The following is a 14943-nucleotide window of genomic DNA, read 5'->3' on the forward strand; positions in this document are numbered from 1 at the left end:
GCCACGGGCCGTCCCGTGGCTCGGCTGCCGTCCCCCGGTTCCCCCGGGGAGTGGTTCAGGCGCGGGACCAGAGGTAGCTGTCGTCGCTACCGCAGGCGCGCTGTTCCAGCGGTGCCAGGTCGGCGGTGGAACCGCCGGCGACGCGCAGGCACTTGCCGCTGTTCCGGTTGACCAACCGGAAGGAGTCGCCGACGGGATCCAGGCGGAACTCCTGGTTGGTGCCGCCGTGGCAGGGCCACTGGATGACGGCGGCGCCGTCGGCCGTGGAGAAGTCGAGAACGTCGAGGCACTTGCCGCTGTTGAGGCTCTCGAGCGCGTAGTAGCCGTCGCCGGCGTCGACGAAGCGCCACTTCTGCCACGCCGAGCCGTTCGGCGCGTACTGGCCGATCACGGCCCGGTCCGCGGTGTTGGGCGCCTGGACGTCGATGACCTTGCCGCTGCGCGCGTTGGCGACGGCGTGGTAGGTGACCTCCGGCTCGCCGGACGGCGGCTCCAGCACCGTGCCGTTGGCCACCGGGGTGCCGAAGTCGGGCGTGCCGTCGGCGTTCCAGGTGAACTCCTGGACGCGAGTGGTGCGGGTGCTGCCGCAGCCCTGGCTGGCCGAGTCGTTGCCGTGGTAGACGATCCAGCTCTCGGTGCCGTCCGGCGAGGTGAAGAACCCGTTGTGTCCCGGGCCGTAGACGCCGTCGGCGTCGTCGCGTTGGAAGACCGGCTGCGGGTGCTTGGCCCAGGACTCGGCCGAGAGCACGTCGCCTCCGGTGTAGGTGAGCATGCCCAGCTTGTAGTCGGGGGTCTGGCAGGCGCTGGCCGAGCAGACGATGAAGGTGTCGCCGTCGTGCTGGAGGGCGACGGGCCCCTCGTTCATGGGGGTGCCCTGTCGTTCCCAGTCGAGGGTGGGGGTGGAGATCGCCGTGCGCGGTCCGGTGACGGTCCAGGGGTTGCCGAGTTCGGCGATGTAGATGCTCGGGTCCGACCCCGCCCACTGGGGCGTGGGCACGCCGGACCAGGTGAGGTAGAGCCGGTCGTCGATGGTGACGACGCTGCCGTCGATGCCCCACCAGTCGTTGGCGCCGAACACCATGCCCTTGTAGGTGTAGGGACCCATCGGATCGGTGCCCGCGCTCTCCAGCACATGCACCCGCTGGGTCTCGATGTCACCGGTGCCCGCGGAGTAGTAGACGTACCACCGGGGGCCGTTCGGCCCGTCCACGAGGTGGAACTCCGGCGCCCACACCCAACAGCAGCGGTCCGCGGGGAAGTCGTCGAAGATCGGGACGGGCGCGGCCTGTTTCAGCGCGGCGATCGTGGGCGCCTTCCGCATGGTCAGCGGCCCGTTCCAGGGCGTGGTCATCAGGTAGTAGTTGCCGTCGTGGTAGGTCATCCACGGGTCGGGACCGGTGCTGTTGATGGGGTTCGTGAACGACGCGGCGGCCGCGGCGGAGGGCGGGTAGGCGGTGGCGGCCGCCGATCCCTGGGGCGCGGACACGGAGAACGACGCCGCGACGAGCACGAGCGTCAGCAGCGCGGCTCTCAGGCGCCACGGCACGTGGTTCCTTCGGGTGCGCATGGGGGTCTCCTCTCGGGTCACGGTGGTGCCGGAGGGCGACGGAACCGCGCCGTGTGAAACCGGGACGGCTCCGACTACCAAGGTGGGGGCGGCGAGAGGGAGTTTCGATATTTCGAACACCGTTCGTAATATCGCGAAGAAGATAAGGGCTCCTCCACCGCTCGTCAATGACTCCGACGGACCTCGGACTTGTCCCGCACCAGGCGAGCGGCTCCGCCGGCGGTGGTCACCGCGGCGGCGTGGCCGGTCCCGTGGCGCCGCGCGGAGCCGGCGCGGGCCGGGGCGTCCGGCTCCGGGTGGCGGCGAGCACCGCGCCGGCGAGCAGCACCAGCGCGCCCGTGCCCTGGAGGACGCCGAAGGTCTCGCCGAGGAAGAGCGTGGCGCACAGGGTGTTGATCACCGGGACGTTGAACATCATCAGCGACGCCTTCGCGGGCCCCACCGCCGCCACCCCGCGGTAGTAGAGGAGGTTGGCCACGGCGGCGCACCCGACGGCCAGGTACGCGGTGTTCAGCCAGACCCCGGCCGGCAGCTCGCCCCAGTCCACGGCGTCGAGGTCCGGGGCCGCGAGCACGCCCAGCAGCAACGCGCCCGCGCAGGTGGCGTAGGTCGTCGCGCGCAACGGTTCGACGCCGGCCAGCACGCGCGGCCCGGCGAGGGTGAAGGCGGCCCAGCAGACGGCGCTCAGCAGGAAGAGGGCGTCGCCCGCGAGCCGCGACGAGCCGCCTCCCGACGTGCCGCCGGCGCCCAGGAAGAAGATCACCGCCCCGGCGAGCCCGAGCCCGAGGCCGGCCAGCCGCCCGGCCGAGGCGTGCTCCCGGCCCGTCGCCAGCAGCCAGCCGCTGGTGAGCACCGGGCTCATGACCGGTATCAGGATGCCGGCGTCCAGCGACGGCGCCAGCGACAGGCCCCAGAAGAAGAAGCCGTTGTAGGCGAAGACGCCCAGCACGCCCGCGGCGGCCGCGCGCCGGCCACCGCCCGCCGCGCCGCTCGGCCGCCGGCCGCCGAACAGCGACAGGGCGATCAGCAGGGCGATCGCGCCACCGCCGAAACGCAGCAGCGCGGCCGCGGCGTGCGGCACGTGCTCCACCACCGCCTTGGAACTGGAGAAGGCGCTGCCCCACAGGACCATGGTGGTCATCAGGAGCAGGTAGGGGCTGGTGGACCCGCGTCGCGTGCTCATGGATGTGACTCTGACCGCAGCGGAACGCTCTGGCTTGAAGGCTGGTGCGCGTCCCACAATCGGGGCATGGGAACCGGCGTCAACTGGGTGCGGTACTGGCGGGACGAGGCACGACCGCTGGAGGCCATGCACGCCCGCTTCCGCGACCACGTGTACGCGCTGCACAGCCACGACGCCTACTCCTTCGGCATCACCGACGCCGGCGCCCAGCGGTTCCGCTGCCGCGGCGCGGACCACACCAGCGGCGCGGGCATGGTGATGGCGTTCAATCCGGACGAGGCGCACGACGGCAGGTCGGCCGCGGAGCTGGGGTACCACTACCGCATCGTGCATCTGGGCCCGTCGCTCATCCGCGAGATCCTCGCCGACGCCGCCGACGCGGCGGGAACGGCCGACGCGGAGGCCGCGGCCCTGCCGTTCTTCGTGCGGCCCGTGCTGACCGACCCCGTGCTCACCGGCGCGCTGGCCCGGCTGCACGCCGCCCTGGTGAGCGGCGCCAGCGACGTTCTCGAACGCGACGAGCTGCTCACCGCCACGGTCGTCGCGATGGCGGAACGCGGCGCGACGCGCGCCCCGCGCATGCACACCCTGGCCGGGCGCGCGCAGCGGCAGGCGGCCCGCCGGGCGCACGCGCTGCTGCACGAGAGCGGCGCGGAGGCCGTCACCTCCGAACAGCTGGCCGGCACCGCGGGATGCAGCAGGTTCGCCCTCTACCGGGCCTTCCGCGCGGAGTTCGGCATGCCGCCGAGCGACTACCAGCGCCAGCTCCGGCTCCGCCGGGCGCGCCGGCTGCTGTCCGACGGCGCCACGCCCGCCGACGCGGCGGCGGCCACCGGCTTCGCGGACCAGGCGCACTTCGGCCGCTGGTTCAAGCGCGTCTACGGCATCACCCCCGGCGTCTTCCAACGCGGCCGGGCCTGACCCCACCGTCCGTCCGTCCGCCCAGGTCGGCGGGGCGAGGACGCCCCGCCCCCTCCGGGGCCCGAGGGGGGCTCTCGTGCCGGGAAGGGGCGGGGCGAGAAGGGTCCGCGCTAGCGCGCGGGGGCGGGGGTCGCGGCGTTCCCGATGCTGCCGGGCACCGAGAGGAGCGCCTCGTACCAGGCGGTGGCCATCTTGCTGTAGCCGCCGGCGTTGGGGTGCACGCCGTCGGCGAGGTCGGCGTTGGTCAGCCTGCTGTACATGTCGACCAGGTGGACGCGCTTGCCGGCGTTGACCTTGCTCTGCACGATCCCCGGGATCTGGGCGTTGAACGTGCGGACGGTCCCGTCGGCGAAGGAGATCGGGACGATGGTGGCCACGAAGAGCTCCGCGTTCGGGGACTGCGCGGTGATGCGGTCGAGCAGGGCGGACAGCCGGTTCGGTGCCCCGCCGGGGTCGCTGCCGTACATGTCGTTGGTGCCGATGTGCAGCAGGATGGTGTTGGGCTGGTAGGTGGCGAGCCAGCCGTTGATGTTGCTGTCGATCTGGGCGATGGTCCAGCCCGAGTGGCCCTCGTGGTTCTTGTCGGTGAGGCTGCTCGGGCCGTTGGACATCGAGCCGACGAAGTCGACCTCCTGTCCGCCGGTGAGGAACTTCTGCCAGAGGTCGACGCGGTAGCCGCCCGGCACGTTGAAGCCGTCGGTGATCGAGTCGCCGAGCGGCATCATCCGCACACCGGCGGCGTGCGCGGTGCCGGCGGCGGCGCCGACGACGGTGGGGGCCGCGGCGAGGGCGAGGGCGCCGAGAAGGAATTGTCGCCTGCTGGTCATGGGGCTTCCTTGTCGTTGTCGTGGGGAGCGGTGGGATGCCGCGGCAGACGAGGGAAGAGGTCGGGGCGCCCGGAGCGGCACGGGCGACGCGACGCACCCCGGCTCCCGGCGGAAACGGCCCCCGACCTCGTCCTGGTGGGGGTGCCCGCGACGGAGGCTCCGGGCGGCCGTACGGGTCAGGCGCCGCCGCTGGGCGGAACGCCCGCCGCGGTCGCGCCGGGCACGGCGGTCACGCGGGAGGCGAACGGAGCGGGCGGAGCCGCCGGCGGGGTGACGAGAGATGAGGCCGTCAAGGGAATCTCCTTGTGTGGAGCGGGACTGCGAGTCCTCTTCCTCCGGTGGTGCGGCAACGACCAGTCCTCCGGCCCCTTGGCGGACTGGGCGTGTGGCGCGGGGTCCCACGAACCTTCGTGGGAGCGCTCCCAATCTAGGAGCCCCGCCGGGCCTGGGCAACACCCCGGACAGCCGAACTCCAGGAACTGTCCGGTTTACCCGGCCCCGCGCCCGCGGTGAACGGCCGCCGCGCGGGCGGGCGGCGGACGGCGCGGGCGAGGACTTTCCCTGGTGACGGAGGCCGCACCCCGATCATTACGGCGTTCACTCCGATCGTTTCCGAGCGACGCTTTCCCGCCACATCGGCGCCGCGCTCCGGCGCCGGACTCAAGACACCTGGTCGCGGAGGAGATCCAGATTCATTCGTTCAGATTGCCGAAAGAAAACCCGGCAGAGGGCTTGACGCCACCCCGGCGCTGTCTATGATCCTGATGTCTGAACAGCCGGTCAACGTTCGATCGGTCGAACGATCGTGACTGACCGTCTCGGTATGTGCCCGCCCCACAGGCCGCTCACGAACGGCACGCGCACCACCCGTTTCCCGTTCCGGTGAGGCTCCCCCCACGCGCCAGGCTGCCGTAAGTCCGTGTGTGGGTAGGGCCCCTCCGGCCGAGCCGCCATGGAGTGGCCCCATGCACGCCGCAGCAGGTCGTTCCGCGACACCGCCCGGCTTCGTCGCCGGTCCGCGGTGCGCTCCCCCGCCGCGGCGCGCTAGCCCGTCACCGTTCCGGACAGGCAACCGCCTGTCTCGCCACCGGAAGTCGAAGGGGTAGCAATGAACAGCAGTTCACCCGCGCAACGCACGCGCCGTCGGGCCAGAGCCGTGCTCGCCGCGTTCACGACCGCCGGACTCGCGGCCACCGGCGTGGTGGCCCTCGCCGGCACCGCCCAGGCCGCCGACACGCTCGGCGCCGCCGCGGCCGAGAGCGGCCGGTACTACGGCGCCGCCGTCGCCCCCAACTTCCTCGGGGAGTCCGGCTACGCCTCCACGCTGAACCGGGAGTTCAACAGCCTCGTCGCCGAGAACGCGATGAAGTGGGACGCCACGGAGCCCAACCAGGGCCAGTTCAACTTCAGCGGCGGCGACCAACTCGTGCGCCACGCGCAGAGCCAGGGCATGGAGGTGCGGGGCCACACCCTGGTCTGGCACGCCCAGCAGCCGGGCTGGGTCCAGGGCCTGACCGGCAACAACCTCCGCCAGGCGATGCTCAACCACATATCCGGCGTCGCGAGCCACTACGCGGGCCAGATCGACTCCTGGGACGTGGTCAACGAGGCGTTCGAATGGGACGGCAGCCGCCGGCAGTCCAACCTCCAGCAGCAGATGGGCGACGGCTGGATCGAGGACGCCTTCCGCGCCGCCGACGCCGCCGACCCCAACGCCACGCTCTGCTACAACGACTACGGCACCGACGGCATCAACGCCAAGAGCGACGCCATCTACCGGATGGTCCAGGACTTCCGCTCCCGCGGCGTGCCCATCGACTGCGTCGGCTTCCAGTCCCACCTCGACTCCAACGCCAACCTCAGCAGCTACCAGCAGAACCTGCAGCGCTTCGCCGACCTCGGCGTCGACGTGCAGATCACCGAACTCGACGTCGGCGGCTCGGGGTCGTCCCAGGCGAACGTCTACGGGCAGGTCACCCGGGCCTGCGTCGCGGTGTCCCGCTGCAACGGCATCACCGTCTGGGGCATCACCGACAAGTACTCCTGGCGCGCCAGCAGCACCCCGCTGCTCTTCGACTCCAACTACAACAAGAAGCAGGCCTACCAGGCCGTTCTGGACGCGCTGAACGCCGCCACCACCACCCACGGCGGCGGTGACGGCGACGCACCGGGGAACGGATCCGCGGCCGCGTACCACCCGGCCGCGTGGCGGGAGAGCGGCCCCGCGACCGAGCAGATCACCTGACCGCCGTTTCCCCGCGGTTCCCCACGGTTTCCCGCGACCCCCACCAGCCGCAGACACGAGAGGACGACGACGTGTCCCAGACTGTCGCACCCCCGCAACCCGCCGCCGAGTCCGCGCCCCGGCCCCACCCGCGGCAGCGCTCCGCCCGCGCGACGCTCCTCGGCGCGGTGCTGGCACTGCTGGCCGCGACGTTCCTCACCGCGACGGCGCCCCCGGCCTCCGCGGCTCAGCTCACCGAGGTCACCAACTTCGGCGAGAATCCCACCAATCTGCGCATGCAGATCTACGTGCCGGACTCCGTGGCCGAACAGCCGCCGGTGCTGCTGGCCCTGCACTACTGCACCGGCACGGGCGAGGCGTACTACTCCGGCACCCAGTTCGCCTCGCTGGCCGACCAGTACGGCTTCATCGTGATCTACCCGTCGGCCACCCGCAGCAGCAGGTGCTGGGACGTCTCCTCGCCCCAGGCGCTGAGCCGCGGCGGCGGCAGCGATCCGGTGGGCCTGATGTCGATGGTGAACCACACCGTCGAGACCTACGACGCGGACACCAGCCGCGTCTTCGTCACCGGCGCCTCGTCCGGCGCGATGATGACCAACGTCATGCTCGGCGTCTACCCCGACGTCTTCGCGGCGGGCTCGGCGTCCTCGGGCGTGCCGTTCGGCTGCTTCGCGACCACCAACGGCTCCGAGTGGAACAGCGAGTGCTCCGGCGGCCGGATCATCCACACGCCGCAGGAGTGGGGCGACCTGGTGCGCGCCGCCTACCCCGGCTACACCGGCCCGTACCCGCGGATGCAGCTCTGGCACGGCACCGTCGACGACATTCTCGCCTACCAGAACTTCACCGAGGAGATCAAGCAGTGGACCAACGTCCACGGCCTGAGCCAGACCCCGGAGTTCAGCGACAGCCCGCAGCAGGGCCTGACCCGCACCCGCTACGGCGGCACCGGCACCCAGGCCACGGTCGAGGCGAACAGCTTCGCCGGCTCGGGACACGGCCTGCCCGGCGGCCTGGACCCGCGGGTGATCGCGTTCTTCGGCCTGGACAGCGCCCCATGAGGTGGTGACGCCCTGAGGCGCGCGAGGAACAGCGCTCACTCGCCCGCCCGATCACCGGCGCCCCACGCCCCCGCCGCCCTGGCCGAACCACAACTCGCCACGCCAGGGCGACGGGTACACCGGGGTTCGCCTGCGCCGCGGGCGGCGGCGCGGGTGAACCCCGGTCATCGGTGCACGAGCAACGAACAACGGGCCGCGAACAACGGGCGGCGGAGGCCCCATGGCCCTCCGGGCCGGACCACGGAAGGATGACCCCCGCCAGGATCCCCCGTCGACCGGCAGCGAGTTCGACCGGCAGCGAGTTCGACCAGAGCGAAGGACGGCCCCATGCAGATCCGTCGTGTGTCCCGGAGGACGTTGCTGACGGCTGCCGCCGCGGGCGTCGTCACCGCCGTCGCCGCTCCCTCGCCGGCGTCCGGCGCGCCGGCCCCGTTCCACACGGTGGGTCGCGTCCGGGCCACCGCGGACGGTTCCGTGGAGTACTCCTGGCCCGGCGTCTCCTTCGAGGGCCGGTTCCGCGGCACCGGAGTCGGCGTGGTGCTGGACGACGCCGACAACGACTACGACGTCCAGGTCGACGGCACGACCGTCGCCACCCTGGTCACCCCGGGCCGGACCACCTCGTGGGTCGAGGGCCTCGCCGACGCCGAGCACGATGTGCGGCTGGTCAAGCGCACGGAGAGCGCCTGGGCCGCGGGCCGGTTCGGCGGCTTCGTCGCCGCGTCCGGGGGCGAGATCCTCGCCCCGCCGCCGGCGCGGAGCCGGCAGATCGAGTTCATCGGCGACTCCTACACCGCCGGCTACGGCAACGTCTCGACCACCCGCGACTGTTCGAGCAACGGCGGCGTCAACCGGAACACCAACGCCGACCTCGCCTTCGGCGCGCTCACCGCCCGCGGCCTCGACGCCGACGCCCAGATCACCGCCTTCTCGGGCCTCGGCATGGTCCGCAACTACAACGGCCACAGCCCTGACACCAGCTTCCGCACCTACTACGAGCGGGCCCTGCTGCCCGTCGCCGGCGACGTCTGGACGGTGCCGGCGACCTGGCGGCCGCGGCTGGTCGTGGTCGGGCTGGGCATCAACGACTTCTCGACGCCCCTGAACGCGGGCGAGCGGTGGGCCACCCAGAACGCCCTGGTCGCCGACTACGAGTCCGCCTACCACGGCTTCCTCGACACGCTGCGCGCCCGGTACGGCCCGGAGACGTTCCTCGTGGTCAGCGCCACCCCCGCCGGGAGCGACAGCACGTTCCCCGACACCGTCCGCCGCGTCGCCGAGGACCGCAACGGCCAGGGCGACGACCGGGTCAGCTACTGGTACTACGACGATCCGGCCCTGGACCGGCTGGGCTGCGACTGGCACCCCTCGCTACACGACCACCGGATCATCTCGGGCCTGCTCGACGACCATCTCGCCACCCTGCCGCTCGACTGGTGACGCTCGGTCGGAGCCGACCGAGCCGACCGCGAGCCGACCGAACCCTCCAACTCGTCCGGCATGCCGAACAGGCGCCACGGATCCGAACAACTTTCGCCTCAGCCATTGACCCCCGAAACCGAGAACTCATACTTGTGGGCGTCGGGCGGCGCGCGTTTGCGCAAACTGGTCGTGTTTGCCCGGCTCTCGTGTGACCGATCGGCGATGGGGAGCCGTCCATGACATCTCTGGGAAGACGAGCTCTGATCGGCGCGGCCGGGGCCACCGCCGCCACTCCCCTGCTGGGCGACGCCGCGTTCGCCGCCCCGGGTGGCGAACCGCCGGCGGGACTGCGGCTGAAGGACGTCTGGGTGCACGACCCGTTCGTCGTCGCGGACCGGCGCAGCCGCACCTACCACCTGTACATCACCAACGTGCCGGAGACCAGCGGGGTCTCGGGCACCGGGACGATGATGTACCGCAGCCGGGACCTCGTCTCCTGGCAGGGTCCCTACGTCGTCTTCCGGGTTCCTGACGGCAACTGGGCGAAGGACGGCGGCTGGGCGCCCGAGGTCCACGAGTACCGCGGGAAGTGGTACCTGTTCACCACCCTGCACGACGAGGAGCAGGAGCTGGCCGCGCCGCCGGACGTGCCCATCCGGACGTACCGGCGCGGCACCATCGTCGCGGTCAGCGACTCCCTCTACGGCCCGTTCACCCCGCTGAACCGGGACCGCCCGCACACGCCCGACACGTTCATGGCCCTGGACGGCACGCTGTTCGTGGAACGCGGGCAGCCGTGGCTCGTCTACGCGCACGAGTGGCTGCAGCGCCTGGACGGCACGATGGAGGCCGTCCGGCTCACCCCGGACCTCACCGGAACGGTGGGCGATCCGGTGCACCTCTTCAAGGCGTCCGACGCCCTGGGCATCAACCAGCTGATCACCGCCGACGCCGGCGGGCTCACCTATGTCACCGACGGCTGCGAGTTCTATCGCAGCCGCACCGGCGACCTGCTGATGCTGTGGTCCACCTGGCTGGGCCCCAACGGCGCCCAGTACTACGCCCAGACCCAGGCGCGTTCGGCGTCGGGCACGCTCGCCGGCCCCTGGGAGCAGCGGCCGGTGCTGGTGGACGGCGACAGCGGGCACGGCATGCCGTTCCGCGCCTTCGACGGCACCCTGCTGATGATCCTGCACCGCCCCTTCGGCTCCCCGTCCACCCGCGCCAAGCTGTACGAACTGCATGACGCCGGCGACCGGTTCGAGCTCGGGCGGCGCCGCACCGACCTCGACGGCGGCGACTGACACCCCCACCCCGCCCCCACCAGCACCCCACCACCCACCGACCACCAACGGGCCGTGACGGCCGACGACCGAGGACGACCGAGGACCCGCGACCGTGCACCAGAGCATCGCCCCGTGGCAGCGCGCCGAGATCACCCTGACCGCCGCCCACGACCACCCCGACGCCTACGCCGGAGTGGCGGTGTGGGCCGACTTCGTCCACGACTCGGGCGCGGCGCTGCGCCGCCCCGCCTTCTGGGACGGCGGCCGCACCTGGCGCGTCCGCTTCGCCTCCCCGCTGGCCGGCGGCCGGTGGCGCTGGCGCACCGAGGCCGACGTCGCAGACCCGGGACTGGCCGGCCGCACCGGCGAACTGTCCGTCACCGACGGGGCCGGCGCGGAGGCCGACCGGGCCGGCGCGGAGCCTGGCGCGGAGTCCGGCGCGGAGCCTGGCGCGGAGTCCGGCGCGGAGTCCGGCGCGGTCGCCGGGGACGGCCCGTTCCGCCGGCACGGGTTCTGGCGGATGTCGCCCGGCGGGCGCAGCCTGGTGCACGCCGACGGCACGCCGGCGCTGCTGGTCGGCGACACGGTCTGGGCCCTGCCCTGGCGGGCCACCGAGGAGCAGGTCCGGGTCTACGCGGCCGACCGGGCGGCCAAGGGGTTCAACGCCGCGCTGCTGATGAGCGTTCAGCCGGACATGGGCGCCCGCGGGCCGCGGGACCGGACCGCGGACCAGGGCTTCGACGTCGCCTTCGAGGACCTCGCGGACGGCGGCCTCGACGAGCTCAACCCTGGTTACTTCCAGTACCTCGACCGGCTGCTGGCGATCCTCACCGACCACGGCATCGTCCCGGTGCTCCAGCCGGTCTTCCAGGGCTTCGGCTGGAAGGGGCTCTCGGTCGCGGGAACGGTCGTCCCGCCCGCCGCGTACGCGCGCTACTGCCGTTATCTGGTGGCCCGTTACGGCGCCGACCCGGTGGTCTACCTGGTCGGCGCGGACGGCAGCGGCCGGGAGCCGCAGGTCGAGGCGGGCGGGCGGGAGATCGAGGAGTGGGACGCCTACGGCCAGCCCTGCGGCATCCACTACCGCCCGCACACCGTCGCCAACGCCCACCAGGACGCGCCCTGGCTGGACTTCCAGTGGTGCCAGACCGGCCACGGCGGCGATCACGTGCCGGAACGGGTGGCCGACATGTGGCGCAACGAGCCGGCCCGCGGGGTCGCCAACGGCGAGCCGACGTACGAGCACTCGGGCCGGCGCGGCAAGGCCGCGGGCTGGTGGCAGGGGCACGAGGCGTGGAGCAACCTGTGCGCCGGCGGCACCATGGGCGTGGTCTACGGCGCCGGCAGCCTGTGGCAGTGGGTGCTGCGCCCGGGCGAACCGGGGCACGAGCCGTTCTTCCTGGTCGAGGGCGCGGGCTGGCGCGAGGCGCTGGACTTCGAGGGCTCCGGCCATGTCGGCATGATCTCCCGCGTCCTGGCCGGGCTGCCCACCACGGACCTGCGCCCCAGCTGGACCCTGACCACGGCCCCGCGCGGGCTTCTGTCCCCCGGCACCCTCTACGTCGGCTACGGCGAGCGCGGCGGCGACCTCCGGTTCGCGCCCTGGGCCGAGGGCGTCGTCCCCCTGCCCTACCGGGTGGTGGATCCACGCACCGGCCGGATCACGGCCGCCGGCGTCCGCGAGACGCCCGGTTCCACCGTCCCCGACCCGGGCGGTGAGCCGCGCGTCTATCTCTGCTACGCGGGATGGGGGGACGACGGCCCTGAGAGCGCGGACAGCTCCGGGCGATCCTGAGGCGCCGGCCGTCAGCCGCGGGTGGTCGACTCCCGGACCACCACCCGGTGCGGTCCGACGAACGCGTTGCCCTCGCCGTCCCCCCGCGGGGCGTCGATGCGCGCGCGCAGCATGTCGAGGGCCGCCGCCACCATCTCCTGGTGGCCCGGCGCCACGGTGGTCAGCGACGGCACGGTGTACGCGGCCTGGCCGATGTCGTCGAACCCGGTGACCAGCACGTCGTCCGGCACGGCCAGCCCCTCGTCGGCCAGGCCCCGGAGCACGCCCACCGCGATCGAGTCGGTCAGGCACATGGCGGCGTCGAACCGGACGCCCGCGGCGACGAGGCCCCGCACGGCGTCGGCGCCGGCGGCCATGGAGAACGGGCAGGGCACCACCAGCTCCTCCCGCTCCGCGATGCCCGCCTCGCGGAGCGCCGCCAGATGCCCCGCGGTGCGCAGCGGGGCCGCGCCCTCGTCGTCGTCCGTCCGGCCGCCGACGATCGCGATGCGACGGCAGCCGGCCTCCACCAGATGCCGCGTGACGTCCCTGGCGCCCTCGAAGTTGGCCATCGACACGTGGTCGATAGCCCGCCCGCGGATCCGCTCGCCGAGCGCGACCACGGGGAAGTCGGTGGGAAACGTCGGCGCGTCGGCGTCGCCGAGCTCCACGGTGCTGATGATGAGGCCGTCGTACATCCGCAGCCGCGAGTGGACCAGGGCGTCCACCTCGCCCTGTCGCGAGGCGCCGGTCTGCTCGATGGCCACCCGGTAGCCCCGGCGCCCCGCCTCGACCACGACCTGGGCCGCGAGTTGCGCGCAGTACGGCTGGTCGATGTCGGGCAGGGCCAGGCCGATCACGCCCGTGCTGCCGGCCCGCAGGTTCCGGGCCGCGACGTTGACCCGGTACCCCAGACGGTCTATCGCCTCGGTCACCCGGAGTCGCGTCTCGTCGCTGACGTACCGGTGGCCGTTGATGACATTCGACACCGTCATGGGGGAGACGCCGGCCGCCTTCGCGACGTCGCTCATCGTCACCATGCGCCGATTATCCACCGACGCCCACCCGGCCGACCGGCCCGCGCCGCCGTGGACTCGCCGCGTTTCGCCGCGTTTCCAAAGGTCATTCCAATGGAAATGTGAACGAGCCCAGGTCAGGTCACCTTTCCGGCTCTGGACAGTCGATTGGTCTCGACCTATATTGTCAGGGTCACGCCACACCCACTCCGGCATGCACCGGGCCGCCTTCTCCGAGCCCGGTCCAGCGCCGTCGCGAGCCATGCACCGCCGCACCACCGTCCTTCCTGATTTCAGGATTTCCCTCGGCTCCCCCACCGATCACGCGGCGCTGTCTCCGTATCCGGACGAGCGCGTCAGAATTCCGCGCGGTCGTGAGCCTCGGAAGAAAAGGGTTCAGTTGACGTGAAACGCCGCACCTTCATGTCGGTGCCCCTGGGCACCGCCCTGGCCCTCGCCACGCAATCCAGCCACGTGGCCTCGGCGGCCGAGGATCCCGCCGGTTCTGCCACCCCGTACCACGAGGTGTTCCCCCTGTTCAGGAGCGCCAACATGTCCTCCCCCGACGAGCTCTCCTCCGGCGTCGGATTCCATTCCTTCAGAATTCCCGCGGTCGTCACCACCAGCACCGGACGAATACTTGCCTTCGCGGAGGGACGCCGACATTTCAACCGCGACTACGGCGACATCAACCTCGTCTACAAGCGCACCACGACGACGACCAACCACGGGGCGACGCCGGGCGACTGGGAAGGGCTGAGGGAAGTCGTGGGTTCCGGGACCGGCACCTGGGGAAATCCCACCCCGGTCGTGGACGGAAACACCGTCTACCTCTTCCTGTCGTGGAACGCGGGCGACCGCAGTTTCCTCGGCAACGAACTCCTGCCGGACGGATCCCGCACCAGGCAGGTCGACTCGACCGACGAGGGCCGGCGCCATCTCTATCTCACCACCAGCACCGACGACGGAAACACCTGGTCAACGCCCGTTAACCTGACGTCGCAACTCACCCCGAGCGGCTGGGCGTGGGACGCCGTCGGCCCCGGCAACGGCATCGCCCTGCGCTCCGGCGAGCTGGTGGTGCCGGCCCAGGGCCGCAACATCGTCGGCCGCGGCTCCCCCGGCAACCGGACCTGGTCCTACCAGAGCCTGAGCGGCGCGGAGAGCGAGGGCACCATCGCCCAGACCCCCGACGGGAACCTGTACCGCAACGACCGGCCGGGCGAGGAGACCTACCGCCAGGTGGCCCGCGGCACGCTCGGCGGCTTCGGCGCGTTCGGCACCGACACCGGCCTGCCCGACCCACGATGCCAAGGCAGCGTGCTGGCCTACAACATCGACGCCCCGGCCCGCACCATCTTCCTGAACTCGGCCTCGACCAGCAGCCGGCGGGCGATGCGGGTGCGCATCAGCTACGACGCCGACGCCCGCACGTACACCGCCAGCCGGCTGCTGGAGGAGGTCCCGGTCTCCGGCGTCGGCTACGAGGGCGGCTACTCCTGCATGACCAAGACCGCCGACTGGAAGATCGGCGCCCTGGTCGAGACCGACTTCTTCAACGACACCACCGGCCCCGACTCCTACCGTGCGATGGTCTGGCGCCGCTTCAACCTCTCCTGGATCCTCAACGGCTGAACCTTC

The 14943-nt window shown here is 72.1% G+C and carries 11 protein-coding genes; 7 read left to right on the forward strand and 4 right to left on the reverse strand.

Features of this window, described 5'->3' with window-relative positions; translation table 11 throughout:
- Positions 1-55: 55 nt before the first annotated feature.
- Both ABGB06_RS30810 and ABGB06_RS30815 read right to left on the reverse strand, forming a co-directional pair.
- Positions 56-1567: a family 43 glycosylhydrolase gene (locus tag ABGB06_RS30810; protein ID WP_347595603.1), complete on the reverse strand. Its 1512-nt coding sequence runs from the start codon at positions 1565-1567 to the stop codon at positions 56-58.
- A gap of 226 nt (positions 1568-1793) precedes the next feature.
- Positions 1794-2750 (reverse strand): DMT family transporter, encoded by a 957-nt coding sequence (locus tag ABGB06_RS30815; protein WP_347595606.1) that lies wholly within the window; start codon positions 2748-2750, stop codon positions 1794-1796.
- Between the two features lie 66 nt (positions 2751-2816).
- Between ABGB06_RS30815 and ABGB06_RS30820 the strand changes: the two genes are divergently transcribed.
- Positions 2817-3671, forward strand: coding sequence for an AraC family transcriptional regulator (locus ABGB06_RS30820; RefSeq protein ID WP_347595609.1), 855 nt, complete (start codon positions 2817-2819; stop codon positions 3669-3671).
- A 110-nt stretch (positions 3672-3781) separates the two neighbouring features.
- Here ABGB06_RS30820 and ABGB06_RS30825 read toward each other — a convergent pair whose 3' ends face one another.
- Complete coding sequence (locus ABGB06_RS30825; protein WP_347595612.1) at positions 3782-4498, reverse strand: SGNH/GDSL hydrolase family protein; 717 nt, start codon at positions 4496-4498, stop codon at positions 3782-3784.
- Between the two features lie 1108 nt (positions 4499-5606).
- On the opposite strand from ABGB06_RS30825, the gene ABGB06_RS30830 reads away from it, so the two are divergent.
- The 5 genes from ABGB06_RS30830 (at position 5607) to ABGB06_RS30850 (ending at position 12307) form a co-directional block, all read left to right on the forward strand.
- Entirely contained in the window at positions 5607-6743 is a 1137-nt protein-coding gene (locus ABGB06_RS30830; protein WP_347595615.1) for an endo-1,4-beta-xylanase, read from the forward strand.
- Between the two features lie 71 nt (positions 6744-6814).
- Positions 6815-7804 (forward strand): PHB depolymerase family esterase, encoded by a 990-nt coding sequence (locus ABGB06_RS30835; RefSeq protein WP_347595618.1) that lies wholly within the window; start codon positions 6815-6817, stop codon positions 7802-7804.
- Between the two features lie 327 nt (positions 7805-8131).
- On the forward strand, positions 8132-9244 hold the full coding sequence (locus tag ABGB06_RS30840; RefSeq protein WP_347595621.1) for an SGNH/GDSL hydrolase family protein: 1113 nt from the start codon (positions 8132-8134) through the stop codon (positions 9242-9244).
- Between the two features lie 218 nt (positions 9245-9462).
- Positions 9463-10530 (forward strand): glycoside hydrolase family 43 protein, encoded by a 1068-nt coding sequence (locus ABGB06_RS30845; protein ID WP_347595624.1) that lies wholly within the window; start codon positions 9463-9465, stop codon positions 10528-10530.
- A 94-nt stretch (positions 10531-10624) separates the two neighbouring features.
- Positions 10625-12307, forward strand: a complete 1683-nt coding sequence (locus ABGB06_RS30850) for a DUF4038 domain-containing protein (protein ID WP_347595627.1) — start codon at positions 10625-10627, stop codon at positions 12305-12307.
- Between the two features lie 11 nt (positions 12308-12318).
- Here the strand turns inward: ABGB06_RS30850 and ABGB06_RS30855 are convergent, their stop codons facing one another.
- Positions 12319-13326, reverse strand: coding sequence for a LacI family DNA-binding transcriptional regulator (locus tag ABGB06_RS30855; RefSeq protein WP_347595630.1), 1008 nt, complete (start codon positions 13324-13326; stop codon positions 12319-12321).
- Between the two features lie 381 nt (positions 13327-13707).
- Between ABGB06_RS30855 and ABGB06_RS30860 the strand changes: the two genes are divergently transcribed.
- Positions 13708-14937, forward strand: a complete 1230-nt coding sequence (locus ABGB06_RS30860) for an exo-alpha-sialidase (protein ID WP_347595633.1) — start codon at positions 13708-13710, stop codon at positions 14935-14937.
- The last annotated feature ends 6 nt before the right edge of the window (positions 14938-14943 follow it).

It is taken from the genome of Streptomyces sp. B6B3 (assembly GCF_039871525.1).
In the GTDB taxonomy this organism is placed as follows: Bacteria; Actinomycetota; Actinomycetes; order Streptomycetales; family Streptomycetaceae; genus Streptomyces.